16 protein-coding genes are annotated in these 19,013 nt (G+C 66.5%); 5 read left to right on the top strand and 11 right to left on the bottom strand.

What is annotated here, in order from left to right; genetic code table 11:
• Positions 1-45 precede the first annotated feature (45 nt).
• Positions 46-1,626, bottom strand: coding sequence for a sensor domain-containing diguanylate cyclase (locus tag AO057_RS13975; RefSeq protein ID WP_057676523.1), 1,581 nt, complete (start codon positions 1,624-1,626; stop codon positions 46-48).
• 381 nt (positions 1,627-2,007) lie between these two features.
• Here AO057_RS13975 and AO057_RS13970 point away from each other — a divergent pair, with 381 nt between their 5' ends.
• A complete protein-coding gene (locus AO057_RS13970; RefSeq protein WP_057676522.1) occupies positions 2,008-3,729 on the top strand; it encodes a methyl-accepting chemotaxis protein in 1,722 nt (573 codons plus the stop codon).
• Positions 3,730-3,859: 130 nt separating this feature from the next.
• Here AO057_RS13970 and AO057_RS13965 read toward each other — a convergent pair whose 3' ends face one another.
• The 7 genes from AO057_RS13965 to AO057_RS13935 form a co-directional block, all read right to left on the bottom strand.
• Positions 3,860-4,834 (bottom strand): Bug family tripartite tricarboxylate transporter substrate binding protein, encoded by a 975-nt coding sequence (locus AO057_RS13965; protein ID WP_057676521.1) that lies wholly within the window; start codon positions 4,832-4,834, stop codon positions 3,860-3,862.
• Positions 4,835-4,970: 136 nt separating this feature from the next.
• Positions 4,971-5,690, bottom strand: a complete 720-nt coding sequence (locus tag AO057_RS13960; RefSeq protein WP_057676520.1) for a hypothetical protein — start codon at positions 5,688-5,690, stop codon at positions 4,971-4,973.
• A gap of 68 nt (positions 5,691-5,758) precedes the next feature.
• On the bottom strand, positions 5,759-6,676 hold the full coding sequence (locus tag AO057_RS13955) for an RluA family pseudouridine synthase (protein WP_057676519.1): 918 nt from the start codon (positions 6,674-6,676) through the stop codon (positions 5,759-5,761).
• Positions 6,677-6,682: 6 nt separating this feature from the next.
• Positions 6,683-7,447 (bottom strand): tRNA (guanosine(46)-N7)-methyltransferase TrmB, encoded by a 765-nt coding sequence (gene trmB / locus AO057_RS13950; RefSeq protein ID WP_057676518.1) that lies wholly within the window; start codon positions 7,445-7,447, stop codon positions 6,683-6,685.
• Positions 7,444-8,337 carry a tRNA glutamyl-Q(34) synthetase GluQRS gene (gene gluQRS / locus AO057_RS13945; RefSeq protein WP_057676517.1) on the bottom strand — a complete coding sequence of 298 codons (894 nt, stop codon included), beginning with the start codon at positions 8,335-8,337 and terminating at the stop codon, positions 7,444-7,446. Before gluQRS ends, trmB begins: the two co-directional genes overlap by 4 nt.
• Before the next feature lie 98 nt (positions 8,338-8,435).
• On the bottom strand, positions 8,436-9,482 hold the full coding sequence (locus tag AO057_RS13940) for an NAD(P)/FAD-dependent oxidoreductase (RefSeq protein WP_156404557.1): 1,047 nt from the start codon (positions 9,480-9,482) through the stop codon (positions 8,436-8,438).
• 96 nt (positions 9,483-9,578) lie between these two features.
• A complete protein-coding gene (locus AO057_RS13935) occupies positions 9,579-10,523 on the bottom strand; it encodes a LysR substrate-binding domain-containing protein (protein ID WP_057676516.1) in 945 nt (314 codons plus the stop codon).
• A gap of 127 nt (positions 10,524-10,650) precedes the next feature.
• Here AO057_RS13935 and AO057_RS13930 point away from each other — a divergent pair, with 127 nt between their 5' ends.
• From AO057_RS13930 to AO057_RS13915, 4 genes are all read left to right on the top strand, one after another.
• On the top strand, positions 10,651-11,352 hold the full coding sequence (locus tag AO057_RS13930; RefSeq protein WP_057676515.1) for a pirin family protein: 702 nt from the start codon (positions 10,651-10,653) through the stop codon (positions 11,350-11,352).
• Between the two features lie 40 nt (positions 11,353-11,392).
• On the top strand, positions 11,393-11,803 hold the full coding sequence (locus tag AO057_RS13925; RefSeq protein ID WP_057676514.1) for a DoxX family protein: 411 nt from the start codon (positions 11,393-11,395) through the stop codon (positions 11,801-11,803).
• Positions 11,804-11,890: 87 nt separating this feature from the next.
• The gene (locus tag AO057_RS13920; RefSeq protein ID WP_057676513.1) at positions 11,891-12,445 is read left to right on the top strand and encodes a flavodoxin family protein; all 555 of its coding nucleotides are present in this window, start codon (positions 11,891-11,893) and stop codon (positions 12,443-12,445) included.
• A 35-nt stretch (positions 12,446-12,480) separates the two neighbouring features.
• Entirely contained in the window at positions 12,481-13,362 is an 882-nt protein-coding gene (locus AO057_RS13915; RefSeq protein WP_057676512.1) for a pirin family protein, read from the top strand.
• 35 nt (positions 13,363-13,397) lie between these two features.
• Here AO057_RS13915 and AO057_RS18490 read toward each other — a convergent pair whose 3' ends face one another.
• From AO057_RS18490 to AO057_RS13900, 3 genes are read right to left on the bottom strand one after another with little or no spacing between them, the layout of a single operon-like run.
• Entirely contained in the window at positions 13,398-15,359 is a 1,962-nt protein-coding gene (locus tag AO057_RS18490) for a methyl-accepting chemotaxis protein (RefSeq protein ID WP_057676511.1), read from the bottom strand.
• Positions 15,356-18,070, bottom strand: a complete 2,715-nt coding sequence (locus AO057_RS13905) for an EAL domain-containing protein (protein WP_057676510.1) — start codon at positions 18,068-18,070, stop codon at positions 15,356-15,358. The genes AO057_RS18490 and AO057_RS13905 overlap by 4 nt, the downstream gene beginning before the upstream one ends.
• Entirely contained in the window at positions 18,067-19,005 is a 939-nt protein-coding gene (locus AO057_RS13900; RefSeq protein WP_057676509.1) for an ABC transporter substrate-binding protein, read from the bottom strand. The genes AO057_RS13905 and AO057_RS13900 overlap by 4 nt, the downstream gene beginning before the upstream one ends.
• Positions 19,006-19,013 lie beyond the last annotated feature (8 nt).

The raw sequence follows: 19,013 nt of genomic DNA, 5'->3' as shown, positions 1-19,013 counted from the left end.
GTGGTTTGCTAACCCGGCCAGCTTATCACTGGTGGGCTGCGGCCCTCAGGCCGCGACCACGCAGTTGCGACCGGTTTTTTTGGCCTGGTAGAGCCGGGCATCGGCCTCATTGACCGCGACGTTTTCGTCATGGTGCTCCGGGCTGGCGACCACCAGGCCGATGCTCATGGTGGTGACGCCAGCGATCGGGTCAGTCGATCTGGCCAGGGCCTGACGGATCTTCTCGGCGACCTGCGTCGCCGCTTCCAGGGGGGTGTCCGGCAACAGCACGAGAAATTCTTCTCCGCCGTAGCGTGCGACGAAGTCGCTTGCTCTCAGGCAGCTTTTCAGGACATCGGAAATCCGTTTGAGAACATGGTCGCCCGCTTCATGACCGTAGGTGTCATTGATGCGCTTGAAGAAATCCACGTCCAGCATCAGCACGGCATAACGAGACCCCGTGCGCTTCATCCGCATGAATTCGCTGTGGATCCTTTCGTTGGCGGCCATGCGGTTGGAAAGACCGGTCAGAACGTCGTGTCGCGACAGGTGGCGCAAGCTTGCATTGGCCTTCTCCAGTTCGGCGGTGCGTTGCTGCACCATGTTTTCCAGATCGGCGTTGATCTGGAGGATGCGTTTCTCCATGGCCAGGCGTTCATCCTCCTGCTGCTGTTCCAGCAGTTCGAAAGCCAGATGGCGGCGCTGGTACAGATACAGGCCGAATATCGTGACACCTGCGATAAGGGCAAACAGGCTGGCCCTGAGCTCCAGGTCCCGGACCCAGGGGGCAAGCACCACAGAAAGATTCCGGTCGATGGACGCAACCAGCGCCTTGTCGGACTTGACGTTCAGCGGCCGGATGAAGGTGAAGGCCACCATGCGCTCCACCTGGGTGGCAGCGGCCATGCCCGAGATGACGTCTTTGTCCTTGCCACTTTTGACGAAGCGGTTGAACAGGGAATCCGGCCGGGCTGCCAGATTCACGCCCACGACCTTTTCCAGGTCAGGGGCACGGAAGATCAGCTGGCCATCGCTGTGGATCAGGCCGGCATGCACATCGGGTGCGTACAGGATGGATTCCATTAGCACACTGAAATACTCTGCATCGAGGATGGCCAGCACATAACCGTCAAAGCGGCCCTGCGGCCCCTGCACCATCTTGCCGATGCTCATCGAGTAGTTGCCCAGTGAGGTGACATATGGTGCCGACAGATGGAGCACACCGGGGTCTGCCGTCTGGCGAATGATGGTGTAACGCTCTGAATTCCGGAAATTCTGGCCGACGAGTTCCCTGCGATTGCTGGCCACCACCGTGCCTTTGGCATCGATCCATGCCATGGTGCGCACGCCAGCCTGTGCTGCCACCATGGCGGACAGGCGCGGGTTCATCGCGGAAGGGTTCGTTTTCCCGGCCTGTATTTCTTCACGGACCACATCCAGCGCACTGCTGGTGCTTTGCATGCGCCGGCTGAGATTGATCTCGACAATATTCAGGTTGTGCAGCAGACGCGCTTGCGCTGTCTGTAAGGTTTCCTGATAAGCGTTGTAAAGATCCAGGCCCAGCAACGAGCCGATCAGCAGCAGGCCCAGGATCAGCCCCCACCATTCCGTCCGGTAGCGCCTCAGGGTTTTGTGCTTTTTATTCATGTCTTCTTTGGGGCGTCGACCCGCTCAGGCCGGAACTGCCGAGAGGGCAGCCAGGGGCTGCGCGCTGCTGGAGGGATCCGGGTGGCTTGCGTGCATTCAGCGCTGAACATATCATGTTCCACCGACCTCGGCCGTGGTATCCAGCGGCGCCAGGTCGGACACGTATGCCTGCTCGCTCACCCGGATCGGCGATGGACCCGGGTGTAGGAATCCTGGTTTTCATCCACGCGCCAGAACATGCTCTCCTTCCGTGACCCGCACGGTTTTGGGGCGGTGGGAAAACAGCGCCAACCCTCATTGATCTGAAGCGCATCCAAGGCTATCCTCATTCCGGTCCACCGACTCAAACCCCAACACATCCCTCACGACACGGGAATCCCCATGAACAATCTCAAAATCTCCACGCGCCTCACCCTGCTGGTCAGCGTGCTGGTGCTGCTGCTGCTGATCGTCGGTTTCATCGGCATCCGGGGCATGAGCAACACCAACGACGGCCTGAAGACGGTCTACGAAGACCGTACCGTGCCCATGGGGCAGTTGCTGGATGTGCAGCGCAACATCCTGCGCAACCGGGTGGCGGCGAACAATGCGATTGCCCTCCCCATGCCCGAGAACATCAAGGCCAATGTTGACCAGATCGACGAGAACATCGTGGCGATCAACAAGGTGTGGGAAGCCTATATGTCGACCTACCTGACGCCCAAGGAGACCGAAATCGCCAAGGCCTTTGCGCAGGTGCGGGGCCGCTTCGTCAGCGAATTCCTGAGGCCTGTCCAGACGGCCCTGCGCGCCAGCGATCTCGATGCGGCGCGCCGCTTGCTGGCCGAAAAGGACAGCGTGATCTATCCGGAGGTGCGCAAGCAGCTGGGGCTGCTGACGGACCTGCAACTGGAAGTGGCCAAGGAGGAGTACGACTCGGCTGTCTCGCGCTACAACACCGCGCGCCTGATGGCCATCGGTTTCTTCATCCTGGGCGTAGGCTTTGCGATTGTTTTTGGCTGGATGCTGGTGCGCAACATCTCGAGATCCCTGGCCGAAGCGATTGCCACGACCCACGCCGTGGCCCAGGGTGACCTGTCGCGCCGCATCGATACCTCGGGCCAGGACGAGGTGGCGCAGCTGCTCAAGGCGCTGTCGGGCATGCAGGACGGCCTGGTCAAGGTGGTGGGCACGGTACGCCAGGGATCGGAATCGGTGTCCACGGCCAGCGCCGAGATCGCCCAGGGCAACAACGACCTGAGCGCGCGTACCGAGAGTCAGGCCAGCGCGCTGGAAGAGACGGCCGCTTCGATGGAAGAGCTGTCTTCGACGGTGAAACAGAACGCCGACAACGCGCGCCAGGCCAACCAGCTGGCGCAGAGCGCCAGTACCGTGGCGGTGCAGGGCGGTGAAGTGGTGGCCCAGGTGGTGGACACCATGAAGGGCATCAACGACAGTTCCCGGAAGATTGCCGACATCATCAGCGTGATCGACGGCATCGCCTTCCAGACCAACATCCTGGCGCTGAACGCCGCCGTGGAAGCCGCACGGGCTGGCGAGCAGGGCCGCGGTTTTGCCGTGGTGGCATCTGAAGTGCGCTCGCTGGCGGGGCGCAGTGCCGATGCCGCCAAGGAGATCAAGACCCTGATCACTGACAGCGTGGAGCGGGTCGGGCAGGGCAGCGCGCTGGTGGACCAGGCCGGCGCGACGATGAACGAGGTGGTGGCCAGCATCCGCCGGGTGACCGACATCATGGGCGAGATCAGTGCAGCCAGTACAGAGCAGAGCCAGGGTGTGGCCCAGATCGGCGAGGCCGTGACGCAGATGGACCAGGCCACGCAACAGAATGCTGCATTGGTGGAAGAGATGGCGGCGGCGGCCAGCAGCCTGCGCGGCCAGGCCCAGGACCTGGTGCAGGCGGTATCCGTTTTCAAACTCGCCCATGGGGAGCCGGCTGCGGTGCCGGTGGCCCGTGCGCCGGTGATGACGGCACGTCCGGCGGCGGCCAGCAAGGCACCGGGCAGGCCCGCGGCCCGCAAGCCGGCATTGTCGGCGCCGACCGCTTCCTCGGGTGCAGCGGTCAGGGCCAAAGACGGCGATGCCGGGGACTGGGAAAGCTTCTGATTTATCTGCGTGAGGGGCGCGAGGACCGGCGCATGGCCGGCACCCATGGTTACCTGCAGGGCCGGCCGGAGCCCGTCGATGAGCTCGTCAGCGCAGCAGGTTTACAGGCCTGCCCCTTGGCGTGAGACGTTTACTCTGGCTTGATGCCGGCTTTCTTGACCACCTGACCCCAGGTGTCGTACTCGCGCTTCATGTAGGCCGCAAGTTCGGCCGGGGTGCCGGGGCTGGGTGACAGGCCCTTCATCTCGAGTTCCTTGACCACGTCCGGGTCCTTGAGGATCCTGACCAGCACCTGGTTCAGGCGGTCCACCACGGCCTTGGGTGTCTTGGCAGGCACCACGTAGGCGTACCAGTTCAGCGTGTCGAAACCGGGGTAGCCCTGCTCGGCCACGGTGGGCACGTCAGGCATCAGCGGGTCGCGCTTGGCACCAGTGGTCGCCAGGGCGCGGATCTTGCCGCTCTTGATGTGCGGGCCGGCCGTGGGCGGGGTGGACATGAAGGAATCGACCTCGCCGCCGAGCAGGCCCAGCATGGCCGGGCCGCCGCCCTTGTAGGCGACGTGGGTGAGGTCGATGTCGGCCTTGATCTTGAGCAGTTCACCGGCCAGGTGGCCGGCGCCGCCGATGCCGGGCGAGGCGTAAGTCAGCTTGCCGGGCTGCGCCTTGGCCAGCTTCACGTAGTCGGCCAGGGTCTTCACGGGCAGGTCGGCCTTGACCACCAGCACGTTGGAGAACACCACGGCCATGGTGACCGGGGCGAAATCCTGCAGGGGCTTGTACGGCAGCTTGGCGTTCATGTGCGGGGCGACCGTGAGCGAGCCCACGCTGCCCAGTAGCAGCGTGTGGCCGTCCGGTTCGGCACGGGCCACGAAGTCGGTGGCGATGTTGCCGCCGGCGCCGGCCTTGTTGTCCACCACCACGTTCTGCTTGAGCTCATCACCCAGGTGCTTGGCGATGATGCGGGCCACCGCGTCGGTGGCGCCGCCAGCGGCAAAGCCCACCACCATGGTCAGGGGCTTGGTCGGCCAGTTGGCCTGGGCCAGCGCGGGGCCGGCGGCCAGCAAGGTGCCCAGCGCGAGGGCGAGCGTCTTGATCTTGAATGTCATGGAATCTCCTCAGGTGGATGCAGCCCGCCGGGCGGGCCGATGCAATCTCGCAGTATAGGGAGCACGACCGACCGGCGGCCGCTGGTTTTTACTTAGCGGCTATCGGAAAAAGTGATAGCCCCATGGCGTCGGGCGATCACCAGCGCAGGCCGACCTTCATGCCCCAGGACGTGGTGTCACCGGTCTTGTCGGTTTCGAAGGCCAGGTTGAGCAGGCCCAGGTTCAGGTTGAGCCCGATGAAGAGCTTGCCCTGGCTGAAGCTTTCGCCCGCGAGGTTGCCGGCATTGGGCGAGCTGTCGACCCAGACCTGGCCGACACCGGCGTAGGGCGTGAGCACGGTGAAGCCCTTGGAGATGGAGATGTCCACGCTGCGCGTGCTGAGGGCCAGTTGGCTGGCGCCGTCGAGCCGGGTGTAGGCACCGCGCACGCCGATGGCCGGCATGGCCACGCCGCCACCGAGCAGGGCGTAACGCACTTCGGCGCCGTAGAGCCGGGCGTTGATGGCCGGGACGTTGGCGACGAAGGCGCCCACGTCCAGCCCGAGCGGCAGGCCCTTGTGCAGATGCAGCTTGGGGATCAGCAGCGTGTTCATGCTGTTGTCGCTGGCGCCGGCCCGGGACAGGGCGCCGGCGCTCCGGGAGATGTCGGTGCCGGTGACTTCGAGGCCGATGTCGAAACCGGTGATGCCTTGCGCCTCGGTCGGGGCGATGGGCTTGTAGCTGAAGGCTGCGCCGAGGTCTTCGGAGACCCGGCGGAATTCCGACTGGCTCAGGTTGCCGAGTGCCGAGAGGTCGCCTGCCAGGGCGGGCTGGGCCAGGGCCGCAGAGAAGGCGAGCAGTGTAAGGAGTTTTTTCATGGTGTCATGGTGCAGGAGATGCGTTGCAGTATCGCCGTGTCGTGGCGCTTGCGCTGTTTCAAGACGTATCACCCCACCGCCAACTGACGCCGGCTTTCGAAGTGCCGCGGCTCGCCGGTGACGGGGTCGGTGAAGGCCAGTGCGCGCGCCAGCAGCTGGAGCGGGCGGCTCCAGTCCTCGTCGGCGTGGCCCGGGCCATGGACCACTTCAGGGTAGAAGAGGTCGCCGGTAATCGGACGCCCCAGCGCGTCCATGTGCACGCGCAACTGGTGCGTCTTGCCGCTGCGCGGGCGCAGGCGGTAGCGCGCCAGCTCGCCCAGCGCTTCGATCAGCTCGATCTGCGTCTCGCTGTTGGGCTCACCCGGCACTTCGCGCTGGCGGAAAAAGCGCTCGTCGGGCTCGATGCGGCTGCGGTGCACGGCCGGCAGCGGCAGATCGGGCCGCAGCGGGGCAATGGCCTCGTATGCCTTGTCCACCACCTGCTCGCGAAACAGCGCCTGGTAGGCACCGCGGTCCTGCGGCCGCACGCTGAACACCACCAGGCCGGCGGTTTCGCGGTCGATGCGGTGGATGGGGCTCAGGTCTTCGATGCCGGTGCGGCGCTTGAGGCGCACCAGCAGGGTCTGCTGCACGTAACGGCCGGTGGGGGTGACGGGCAGGAAATGCGGTTTGTCGGCCACCAGCAGGTGCGCGTCCTGGTAGAGGATGGTTTCCTCGAAAGGAATGACGGGTTCGGCGTCCAGCGCACGGTAGTAGTAGACGCGCGTGCCGTGGCGATAGGGCGCCTCCGGTGACAGTGGCGCGCCGCTCTCATCGAGCACGTGGCCCTGTGCCATGCGTTCTTGCCATTGTTCGGCGCTCACTGCCGGCAGCCGTTCAGCGAGGAAGTCGAACAGCCGTGTCCAGGGGCCGTGGGGCAGGGCGACGCAACTGGCGCCGACGCCTTCGCGCATCGGCGGTTTGCTGCGATGCGGCGGGCGGCTCATGGAAGATCAGACGCGAGTGAACACCAGGTCCCAGACCCCGTGGCCCAGGCGCAGGCCGCGTTTCTCGAACTTGGTCAGGGGCCGGTAGTCGGGCTTGGGGGCGTAGCCCTCGGCCGTGTTCTTCAACAGCGGCTCGGCACCCAGCACGGCCAGCATCTGCTGGGCATAAGGTTCCCAGTCGGTGGCGCAGTGCAGGTAAGCACCGGGTTTCAGGCGCGCAGCCAGCTTGGCCACCAGCGGGGCTTGCAGCAGGCGGCGCTTGTGGTGTTTGGTCTTGTGCCAGGGATCGGGGAAAAAGATGTGCACGCCGTCCAGGCTCTGCTCGGGCAGCATGTGGTCCAGCACCTCGACCGCATCGTGTTGCAGGATGCGGATGTTCGTGAGTTCGCGTTCGCCGATGTGTTTGAGCAGCGCACCCACACCGGGCTCGTGCACCTCGCAGCCCAGGAAGTTGCTCTCGCGCATCAGGTCCGCAATGTGCGCGGTGGCGTCGCCCATGCCGAAGCCGATCTCCAGGATCAGCGGACGGGTCGCAGCGTCGGCGCCGAAGACCGCTACACGGTCCAGCGGCGCAGCGCTGTAGGGCAGCACAAAACGCGGGCCATACAGCTCGAAGGCCTTGGCCTGGCCCGTGGTGGTGCGGCCGGCACGCTTGACGAAGCTCTTGATGGTCTTGGGGAAGTCGACGCCGGGCGGCGGCAGGCGGCGCCGGTCTTTGGGCGGGGCTGACGCTGCGGCGTCCTGTTCGGGGGGCTTGGGGGTATCGGTCACCCCTGGATTTTAGCGGTCGCTCTCCAGAGGGCGGCCCATTGCGCCGTGGCCGCCGTCAAGCAGTCGCCGACGGTCGTGCCCGACACCTGCAGGCCCAGCACGGCGGCAGCGGTCTTGAGGGCGAGCAGCGGGTCGCGCGTGTCCAGCGCCAGGGCGCCATTCTGCTTGCTGAGTTTTTCGCCGTTGGCGCCCAGGACCAGCGGGGTGTGCAAGTAGGCGGGTGTGGGCAGTCCGAGCGCGAACTGCAGCAGGATCTGGCGCGCCGTGTTGTCGGCCAGATCCTCGCCACGCACGATGTGCGTGATGCCCTGGGCGCCGTCGTCCACCACCACGGCCAGCTGGTAGGCGAAATAGCCGTCGGCGCGTTTCAGCACGAAGTCGCCGACGTCGGCCTCCACATCCTGCGTCTGGGGGCCCAGGCGGCGGTCGGTCCAGGGCACGATGCTGGCGGGCACGCGCAGGCGCCAGGCGCGTGGCGCTTTGCCGTGCAGACCGTCACGGCAGGTGCCGGGGTAGACCAGTTCGCCGTGGCGCGATTTCACGCGCCCCAGGCGCTGCTGTTCGGCCTCGATGTCGCGGCGAGAGCAGGCGCAAGGGTAGGCCCGGCCGCGCGCCACCAGATCGTCCAGCGCCTGCTGGTACTGCGCACTGCGCTGCGACTGGTAAAGGGGCGGCTCGTCCGGCAGCAGGCCGCAGTCGGCGATCTGCTGCAGGATCACACGGTCGGCCCCGGGCACACAGCGTGGCACGTCGACATCCTCGATGCGCACCAGCCAGCGCCCGCCGTGGGCGCGTGCATCGAGCCAGCTGGCGAGTGCCGCCACCATCGAGCCGGCGTGCAGCGGGCCGGTGGGCGAGGGGGCGAATCTGCCGATGTAGGAGGCAGGCATTCACCAAGCGCGGATGTTTCGCCGCCGGGCCGCCCCAAGGCGAAACGCGGCCCCCTCGGGGGGCAGGGAACACACGCAGTGAGCGACCGTGGGGGCCATTACGCCACCTTGAGCGCCAGCTCCAGTCCGGAGACAAACGCGTCCTCGACGCGGTGGCCCATGCACCAGTCGCCGCAGGCGCCGATGCGCGAGGCCGGATCCCACAGGTGGCTCTGGTCCAGGGGCTGGATGGTCTGCGCGTAGTGCCAGCGGTGCACGGTGGCGTAGCTGGGTTCGGCGCGGATGCCCGTGACTTCAGCAAAGGCCTTGAGCAGCTTGGACTGCACGCGTTCGGCGTCGTCGTTGAGGTGTTCCTGCGACCAGGCCGGGCTGGCCTGTACCGTCCAGCGTTCGATGGGGCCGCGTTGCGGCTTGCTCGATTCGCGCGCCAGCCAGGCAATGCGGTGGTGCGTGCTGCGCGCCGCATTCCACTGCGGCCCGAGCGCCGACAGGCCCGGCTGCATGGCCTGCGGAAAGGCCACCATCAGCGTCCAGCAGGGCGCCACCCGGACTTCGGCGATGCGCTCGGCCAGGGCCGGCGCCTGCTTGGAGTTGCGCAGCAACTCGTGGGCCTGCACGCTGGGCATGGCCAGCAGCACGCCATCAAAACCGGAGTGCACGTGGCGGCTGTCGTCTGCCCCCTCGGTGTGCAGCTGCCAGCGACGCTCGTTCAGCGCATCACGTTCGATCTTGACCACCCGGGTCTGCAGTTCCACCGCACCCTGGGCCAGCAGCGGTTCAGCCCAGCGCTTGACCAGCGCGTTCATGCCGGGGGTGGCGACCCAGTGCGATTCGCGGGTGGGCAGCGGTGCGGCCACCACGCGGCCCAGCGGGTCGAGCACGCGCACGGCGTTGGCGCTCCAGGGCCGGCACAGGCCGGGCACGGTTTCCAGGGCGCGCGCGAACATCGGGTTGCGTACCGTGAAGTACTGGGTGCCGTGGTCGAAGCTGCCGAATTCGGTGTCGCGCGTGGCCATGCGGCCGCCGGCGCCGCGGCTTTTCTCGAACAGCGTGACCTGGTGGCCGGCCTGCACCAGGGTGCGGGCGCAGGCCACGCCGGCCATGCCGGCGCCGATGACGGCGTAGTGTTGCGCGGGTTTTTTCATGTCGGCAGTCTCCGTTCTTGTCGATATTTCAGTTGCAGCTTCGCTTCCACTGTACCGGAGCGGCAGCCGGCGCCCCCCGGCCGCCGCCGCCGGACTTCAAAAACTGGTGTGCACCGGCCCGAGCAGCGCCCGGCGGGTGGCCGGGCTTTCGAGCTGTTGCAGCCACCACTGCAGGGCGCGGCCCTGCTGTTGCTCGGCGCTGCCGCGCCAGGCATAACTCACGCGTATCACCCGCGTTGGTCGTTCGGTTTTCTTGACCACGAGGTGGCCGGCTTCGATGTGCGGGCGTGCCATGCTCTCGGGCACGAAGCCGCCGCCCAGGCCGCGCAGCTGGGCGTCGAGCTTGGCCTGCATGCTGGCGACGGTGAAGACGTCCTGCCCGGCCAGCAGGCCGATGGTCAGGCCGCTGCCGCGCTGCGCGGAGTCGGCCACCGCCACGGCGCGATGGCGCAGCAGCAGCTCGTCGGTCAGGGGCTCGGGCGCGGCCGCCAGCGGGTGGTGCGGCGCCACGGCGTAGACGAAGCTGACCGGCCCCAGGGGCTTGCCGTGCACGCCGGCGCTGGTGCTGGGGTCCAGGGCCACGCCGATGGCCAGATCAGCCTGGCCGCCGGTCAGCGCCTCCAGCGTGCCCGAGAGGGTTTCCTCGCGCAGTTTCAGGCGGGTCGGTGCGCCCAGGGCGAAGAAGCTTTCGCACAGCTCCATCACCGTGGTGCGGTGGATGATGCCGTCCAGCGCCACCGTGAACTGGGATTCCCAGCCCGTGGCCACGCGCTTGACGCGGTTGGCCACGGCGTCGATTTCTGCCAGCAGGCGCTGGCCTTCGCGCAGCAGCTCGGCGCCGGCGGCGGTGAGCCGGGCCTGGCGCGAACTGCGGTCGTAGAGCAGCACGTCCAGCGCGTCCTCGATCTGGCGCACCCGGTAGGTCAGGGCGCTGGGCACCACGCCCAGGGCGCGCGCGGCGGCGGCAAAGCTGCCGGCGTGCTCGATGGTCTGCAGCATGGCCAGGGCGTCGGGGGTCAGCACGTCGCGGGCGGTTTGCATGGTGGATCATCTTTAATTCAATTAATTTGAATGATGCCATCAAAGCGCATGGATCGCAAACCCCGCGGACCGGCCTAAAGTTCATCCCATCGCAGGCCTGACCTGCAGACCCTGGAAGGAGCCCACCATGCTGACCGTACGCAAATCGCAGGACCGCGGCTACGCCGATCACGGCTGGCTCAAGTCCTTTCACAGCTTTTCCTTTGCCGGTTATTACGACCCGCAACACATGGGCTGGGGCAATCTGCGCGTGATCAACGAGGACCGCATCGCCCCGGGCACCGGTTTCGGCACACACGGCCACCGCGACATGGAGATCATCAGCTACGTGCTGTCCGGCGAACTCGCGCACAAGGACAACATGGGCAACGGCCGCGCCATCCCGCCGGGAGATGTGCAGCGCATGAGCGCCGGCAACGGTGTGATGCACAGCGAATACAACCACGCGCCCAAGGACACCACGCACTTCTTCCAGATCTGGATCGAGCCGAACGTGACCGGCATTCCGGCCAGCTACGAGCAGAAGACCTTCGCCACGCCCGAGAAGCGCGGGGCGCTGCGCCTGGTGGCCTCGCCCGACGCCGCCAACGGCTCGGTGACCATCCACGCCGATGCGCGCCTGTATGCCGGCCTGTTCGACGGCGCCGAGTCCGCCACGCTGGCGCTGGATCCGGCGCGCAAGAGCTACGTGCACCTGGTGCGCGGCGAGCTGGAGGTCAATGGCCAGCGACTGAGCGCTGGTGACGCGGCCCTGCTGTCCGGCGAAAGCCGGGTCGAGCTCAAGGCCGGCAAGGACGCCGAAGTGCTGGTTTTCGACCTGACCAACTGATTTTTTCTCTCTCTGTTTCATTTCACCCAAGGAGCTACTCATGTTCAACACACTGCAAAACCCCCTGTCCCTCATTGGCCGCCTGCTGCTGGCCGCCCTGTTCCTGCCGGCTGGCATCAGCAAGATCGGCGGCTTTGCCGGTACCGCCGGTTACATCGCTTCCAAGGGCCTGCCCCTGCCGGAAGTGGGCGCAGCCATCGCCGTCGCGGTGGAAATCCTCGGTGGCCTGGCTCTGATCCTCGGTTTCGGCACCCGCCTGGCCGCCTTGGCGCTGGCCCTGTTCACCCTGGTCGCGACCTTCATCTTCCACAACTACTGGGGCGTGCCGGCTGACCAGGTCTTCGTGCAGCAGCTGATGTTCAACAAGAACATCGCGGTGGTCGGCGGCCTGCTGGTGCTGGCCGCGCACGGCGCCGGCGCCTGGAGCCTGGACGCCAAGCGTCAGCGCTGATCCTCAGCCTGCGTGCCGGGCCCCGTGACACACGGGACCGGCACGTGTCCTTGCAATTTCTCAAATCGTTTTTACTGGAGTCATCTCATGGCAAAAGTTGCTGTTGTCTTTCATTCGGGTTATGGCCATACCCAACGCCTGGCCCAATCCGTGGCCGAAGGCGCCGGTGCCGAACTGCTCACCATCGACGCCGAGGGCAACCTGCCCGAAGCTGCTTGGGAGACGCTGGCTGCCGCCGACGCCATCATCATGGGCTCGCCCACCTACATGGGCAGCGTGAGCTGGCAGTTCAAGAAGTTCGCCGACGCTTCCAGCAAGCCCTGGTACACCCAGGCCTGGAAGGACAAGGTGTTCGCGGGTTTCACCAACAGCTCCAACGTCAACGGCGACAAGGGCTCCACCTTGAGCTATCTGCACACGCTGGCCATGCAGCATGGCGGTCTGTGGGTCGGTCTGGGCATGGCGTACCACAACACCAAGGACTCCAAGCGCAGCGACGTCAACTATCTGGCCGCGAATGCCGGTCTGATGGGCCAGACGGCCTCCGACGCACCGGCCGACAAGATGGAAGCCGGTGACCTGGAAACCGCGCGCCTGTTCGGCCAGCGCGTGGCCGTGGTTGCCGCCAAGCTGCGCGGCTGAGCGTAGAGTCGGGCTCCAGGAGGGCCACCAACGCCATGAAACCGCCACAACACATCCTTACGGGCCACCAGAAGGATCTGGGGGGCGGTTTCCTGGTGCGACGCCTGCTGCCCGCGGCGGCGCAGCGTTCGGTCGGTCCCTTCATCTTCTTTGACCACTTCGGTCCCGCGCTGGAAACGCCCGGAACCGAGCACGATGTGCGGCCGCATCCGCACATCGGCCTGGCCACGGTGACCTATCTGTTCGAGGGCGCGATGATGCACCGCGACAGCCTGGGCTCGGTGCAACTGATCGAGCCCGGCGCCATCAACTGGATGACGGCCGGGCGCGGCATCGTGCATTCCGAGCGCCGTCCCGAGTCGCTACGCAGCAGCACCTACACCAACCATGGCCTGCAGCTCTGGGTGGCCCTGCCGCGCGAGCACGAGGAGGCCGAGCCGTCGTTCGAGCACACACCGGCCGCGGCGATCCCCGAGGGGCGGGTCGATGATGCGACGGTGCGTGTGCTGGTGGGCGAGGCTTTCGGCTTGCGTTCGCCGGTGCATACGCTGATGCCCACGTTGTACCTGGATGTGCAGCTGCCGGCCGGTGGTCGTCTCCAGCTGCCCGCGCTGGCGCCCGAGCTGGCGGTCTACGTGGTGCAGGGTGCTTTGACGCTCGATGGCCAGCCGCTGGCAGCGCAGCAGATGGCAGTGCTGGGCCCGGCGGGCGCGGAGCTGATCGCCAGCGAGGCCACCCGCCTGGTGGTGATCGGTGGCGCGCCGCTGGATGCACCGCGCCATATGTGGTGGAACTTCGTCTCCGCTCGCCGCGAGCGCATCGCGCAGGCGGCCGACGACTGGGAGGCCCAGCGCCTGGGCCAGGTGCCGGGCGAGACCGAGTTCATTCCCCTGCCCGAGCGACGCTTCCTGTCCTGAAGTGCGAGACCCGGCCCGGGTCTCGCGGCAACCGATCAGCTGGTGATCTTGAACACGCTGACCATCTCGTTGAGACGGGTGGCCTGATCGCGCAGGCTGGCCGCGGCTGCGGCCGATTCCTCGACCAGCGCGGAGTTCTGCTGGGTCATCTGGTCGATGCCCGTGATCGAGTCGTTGACGCGCGCGATGCCCGAGGACTGCTCCACCGTGGCCGCGCTGATCTCGCCGATCAGGTCGGTCACGCGCCGGACCTGGGCCACGATCTCGCCCATGGTGTTGCCGGCGTCGCCGACCAGGTGCGAGCCCTTGTCCACCTGGTTCACGCTGTCGGAGATCAGGGCCTTGATCTCCTTGGCGGCCTCGGCGCTGCGCTGCGCCAGCAGACGCACTTCACCGGCGACCACGGCAAAACCGCGGCCCTGCTCGCCGGCGCGCGCGGCTTCCACCGCGGCGTTGAGCGCGAGGATGTTGGTCTGGAAGGCGATGCCGTCGATGACGCCGATGATGTCGTTGATCTTTTTCGATGCGGTCTGGATGCCGGCCATGGTGCTCACGACTTCACCCACGGCCTGGCCGCCGCGCGCGGCGACCTGGGAGGCGGTGGCCGCCAGTTGCGAGGCCTGGCGCGCGTTGTCGGCGCTGTGCTGCACGGTCTGTGTGAGGCTGCCCATGGCCGACGCGGTCTGTTCCAGGGAGCCGGCCTGCTGTTCGGTGCGGGCGCTCAGGTCGGCATTGCCCTGGGCGATTTCCGAGGAGGCGGTGGCGATGGACTCGGCCGCCCCCTTGACATTGCTGATGATGCCCACCAGGGAGCGGTCGGCGCGGCGCAGGTCGTCCATCAGGTCGGCGAATTCGTCGCGCGTGGCCGGCTCGGGCACGGTGCCCAGCTCACCCGCGGCAATCGCGCGGCCTGCCTGCTTGGCCTGTTGCATGGCGCCGGTGATGCCGTAGTACATGCCCATGTAGAGGTAGATCGAGACCAGGATGCCCAGGCCCAGCACGAGGCCCAGCAGGGTGCGTTTGGTGGCGGCGCTGCTGGAGCGTTCGGCCAGCACTTCATCCATGACCTTGCGGTTCTGCTCGACCAGCGCCCAGGCCGCGTCGATGGTGGCCTGCGCGGCCTGGCCGGCCTGTTGCTGTGTGACACCGATGGCATCCGCCGTGGTGAAATTCTTGCGCGTGTAGGCGATGAACTCCTTGGCACTGGACTTGAGCGTGTCGAAGTTCTTGCTGAGCTTTTTCTCCACGTCGGGGTTGGCCTTCATGGCCTGGGAGAGCATGGTCTCGACCGTGCCGAAGGTGTCGCTCAGGCGCGCCTCGGTCACCTCGTAGAACACCTTGTCGCCGGGCTTGATGTCGCCGCGCGAGACGTTGAGCGTGGAATACGCGGCCATGCGCACGGCGATGCCGGCGGTGCTGGGCGTGTTGTTGGCCAGCGGGTAGCCCAGGTAGAACAGGTCCAGGTCCGGGTCCAGCGACATGCGCGAGCGGTTGCCCATGTCGCGCATGAAGGCGTACAGGCGGCCGTACTCCGGGGCGTGCGCGCCGAAGGCCTTCTGTGCGAAGTCGGTGTCCAGGGGGAGGGCGTCGACCTTCTTCTGCAGCTCGGCCCAGCCGTCCTGCAGGCCCTTGAACTCCTTGCCCATGTCGAACCAGGGGGTGGAGGCCTTCACGCCGTCTTCGATGCGCTTGAGCACCGCATCCACCGCCTTGGCGTTGTCCTTGAAGCGCTGGCGCACGCCCTGGTCACCCGGGGCGGCCGTGATGGTGATGCGCCGGCTCTCGATCAGCACCTTGTTCCACTCCACCAGGTCGGCCATCAGGGCCACGGCGGCGCGTTCCGAAGCGATCATGCTCACGCGTGACTGCAGGGCAGAAAGCTGGGAGATGCCCATGTAGACGAGCAGGGCCAGGGCCACGAGGCCCGAGAGTGCGAACTTGTAGCTGAAGCGCAGGCGCGCCATCAGTGCCGTGGCGGGGCCGAAAAAACCGGTCATGGGGGGGACTCCTGGGGAAGCGGATGAACTTTATGAACTAGATCGACCAGATCGGCCAAAGCTTGAGGCCGGGCATAGAAATAACCCTGGAACAGGCGACAGCCCTGCTGCAGCAGGATGTCGCGCTGGGCTTCGGTTTCCACGCCTTCGGCAATCACCTCCAGCCCCAGGCTCTGGCCCAGGGCGATGATGGTCTGGGTGATGACCACGTCGTTGGGGTCGGTCTGCAGGTCGCGCACGAAGGAGGCGTCGATCTTGAGCTGCTGGATGGGCAGGCGCTTGAGGTAGCTCAGCGAGGAGTAGCCGGTGCCGAAGTCGTCCAGCGCAAACTGCACCCCCAGCGCCACCAGCCTGCGCATCTTGTCCGTGGCGTCGTCGATGTTGTGGGCCAGCACGCTTTCGGTCAGCTCCAGCTGCAGCCGTCTGGCGTCGGCGCCGGTGGCCATCAGCACCGAGGTGATGCTTTCGACGAAGTTGGCCTGCAGCAGCTGGTGGGCGCAGAGATTGACGGAGATCACCAGCTCGCCCAGCACCGGATGGCCGCGCCAGCGTTCGATCTGCTGGCAGACCTGCTCCAGCACCCACTGGCCCAGCGGCAGGATCAGGCCGGTTTCCTCGGCCAGGGGGATGAAGTGGCCTGGCGTCACCAGGCCGCGCTGCGGATGCAACCAGCGCACCAGGGCCTCGGCGCCGACCATGCGGCCTTCGCTGTCGTACTGCGGCTGGAAAAACACGCGGAACTGCTGCAGGGCCAGCGCCTGGTTCAGGTCCGCTTCCAGGGTCACGCGCTGGCTGAGCTGCACGGCGATATCGTGGTCGAAGAAGCGGATGGCATTGCGTCCGCCGGCCTTGGCCTCGTACATGGCCATGTCGGCGCGCTTGATCAGTTCGTCGGCACCGGTCTCGGGGCCATCGAACAACGCCACGCCGATGCTGACCGTCATCTGGTGGTACTGGCTGTCGATGCCGAAGGGTTCGCGCATGCTGCTGCGCAGCTTTTCCGCCAGGCTGCGTGCCTGGGCACTGGCGCGCTCGGGATCGGTGTCGAGCCGCTCCAGCAGCACTGCGAATTCGTCGCCGCCGGTATGCGCCACCAGGCCTTGGTCGCCGACGATGCGCAGCATCCGACCGGCCACGGCCTGCAACAAGGCGTCGCCGACCTTGTGGCCCAGGGTGTCGTTGAGCTGCTTGAAGCGGTCCAGGTCCGAGAACAACAGGGCACCGCGGCTGCTCCCGTTGCTGCGGCCCAGGCTTTCCTGCAGGCGTTCGAACAGCAGGCGGCGGTTGGGCAGGCCGGTGAGGGCGTCGTGGTAGGCCAGGTGGTAGACATGTTCGCTGTGGGCCTTGCGCTCCGAGATGTCGGAGAACACGGTCACGATGCGTACGAAGCGGTCCTTGCGCCGTACGGGCCGGCTGCTGACCTCGACCGGGAAGACTTTGCCACTGGCACTGACGAAGACGTTTTCTCCTTCGTAAGGCAGTTGCCAGCGTTGCGGGTCGAGCAGGGGGTTGGTTCCGCCCAGGTACTGGGGCTGGGATGCGGTCGAGAGGATCAGGGGCAGCAGTTGCCGGCCCAGCAGCGCCTCGCGCTGGTAACCGAGCAGGCGGCACGCGGCGCGGTTGATGTAGGTGACGATGCCCTGGCGATCCAGCACGAACATGCCTTCGCCCATGGCGTTGCTGAACGAATCCATGCGCTGGCGCAGCAGCATCTCGCGCAGCGCCATCACCACGATGACCAGCAGGGTCAGCACCGCGCTGGCGACCAGCAGGCCGTACTGCTGCCAGATGTCGCGCCAGGAGATGACCGGCGGTTTGTCGAAGGGCGGGGCGCGCAACTCGCGCATCATGGCGCGTACCGGTTCGTAGTCGGCCGGCACGGTGAAGCCGTAGATGCCCATGCGCCTTGCCGCGTCGCCGCCGTGCGGCAGCGAAAGCAGGGCGCCGGCGATGCGCACCGAGAGATCTTCCGGCAGGTGCGACATGGCGACGACTGGCCATTCCGGGTAAAGCCGCGAGGACAGGGCGTAGGGATAACCGGGGTAGTTCTGCTGTCCCAGGACCTTGAGCTCACCCGGCTTGAGCCGCCCCTCGCGTACCAGGGTTTCGAGCAGGCCGGTGCGCACGAAAGCGACGTCGGCCTCGTTGGCCAGCAAGGCTTCGATGACGCGGTCCTGCGGTAAGCCGGTTTCCACCACGCGCTCGGGGCTGATCGACAGGCGCGCCAGTTCGGTGGCCTGGATCTGGTAGGCGCCGAAGGACAGGCGCGAGACGGTGGCGATGCGCTGGTCTTGCAGATCCTTCAGGTCGCGCAGGTCCTGGCGTGCGCTGCGTGCCACGATGACGCCGCCCATGGCACGCACCGGCCGCCCGTTTTCCAGGTTGATCAGGGTGGCCAGGGGGGTCGAGAGACCGTTCTGGTGCACCATGCGTACGTACTCGCCGGGCTGGGTGATCACCAGGTCCACCGCCTGCTGGCGCACGGCTTCCTGCATGGGGCCGTATTCGTACACCTTGAGTTCGAAGTGCGCCGAGGGGACCGAGCGGTTGAGGTAGTCGGTCAGGGGTTTCCACTGGGCCAGGGCGAGGGCTTCAGGACGGAACGACAGGACACCCACCACGATGGTTTCAGGGTCGGCCCTCAGCGGCGTGGCGGCCAGGGCCAGGAGCAGGCCGGCAAGTGCGCGTTGCAGGCGGCGTTTGATCATCATGTGGCAGTGGCCGGCAGGTAGGCACCACTGTAGAGCAGCCTGGTATCCACGGGCTGGCGGATGATGCCAGCCTGCAGCATGATGGCCGAGAGCTTGCTCGTGACGCGCCGCAGATCACCATCCTGCGCCGAGAGATAACGCTGGTTGCCGATCAGATCCGGCAATTCCAGGCCGCGCAGTGAAGCAATCATCTCCTCTGCGCTGACACCCAGGTGCTGCGCCGTCTGGTAGGCCGCATCCCAGGGGTTCTGCCGCAGGTAGCTCAGGGCCTTGAAATGCCCATCCAGGCTGGCGCGCAGGATGTGACCGTGCGTTTCCAGGGCACCCGTGCGTACCGCCAGCACATCGAAGATGGTGTCGGGCATCTCGCGTGTGCTCAGCAACTGACGCGCGCCGGTCTTCTTGAGACGGGTCGCGACCGGTTCATAAGTCACGAGGGCATCGAGCCCGCCCGTGGCCCAGGCACTTTCATGCTCGTCGTAGACGATGCGCTGCACGCGCACGTCCTCCAGCCGCAGGCCCGCCTTCTCCAGCACCATGGCCAGCATCAGGGAACCCAGGGCACTGCCTTCGGCACCGATGCGCCGGCCCTTCAGGTCGGTCAAGCGCTTGAGCGTCGGGCGTGCCAGCAGAACGTCGGCACCCTTGGAAACATCGAAGACCAGCACGATCTGCAGGGGCACGCCCTCGTCGCGCAGCAGCAGTATTTCATCGAGGGTGAGCATGGCGCCATCGGCCGAGCCATTCTTGACGGCGTCGATAGAGGCCTGCACCGTGGGTGCTTCGAGCAGGCTGAGATCCTTGGGTAGGTACCCCAGCGAGCGCGCCAGGAACATGGGCTCATAGCCGGGCCAGGGGTGTCCTGCCAGGACCAGGGGACGCCTGGGACCGCAGGCGGTGAGCGGCAGCAGCCAGGGCAGCGCAGCGCCCAGCAAAACCCTGC

The organism is Curvibacter sp. PAE-UM, assembly GCF_001432305.1.
In the GTDB taxonomy this organism is placed as follows: domain Bacteria; phylum Pseudomonadota; class Gammaproteobacteria; order Burkholderiales; family Burkholderiaceae_C; genus Hylemonella.
Note: the sequence above shows the minus strand (reverse complement) of the source record. Positions and strands in the feature narration are given on the sequence as shown.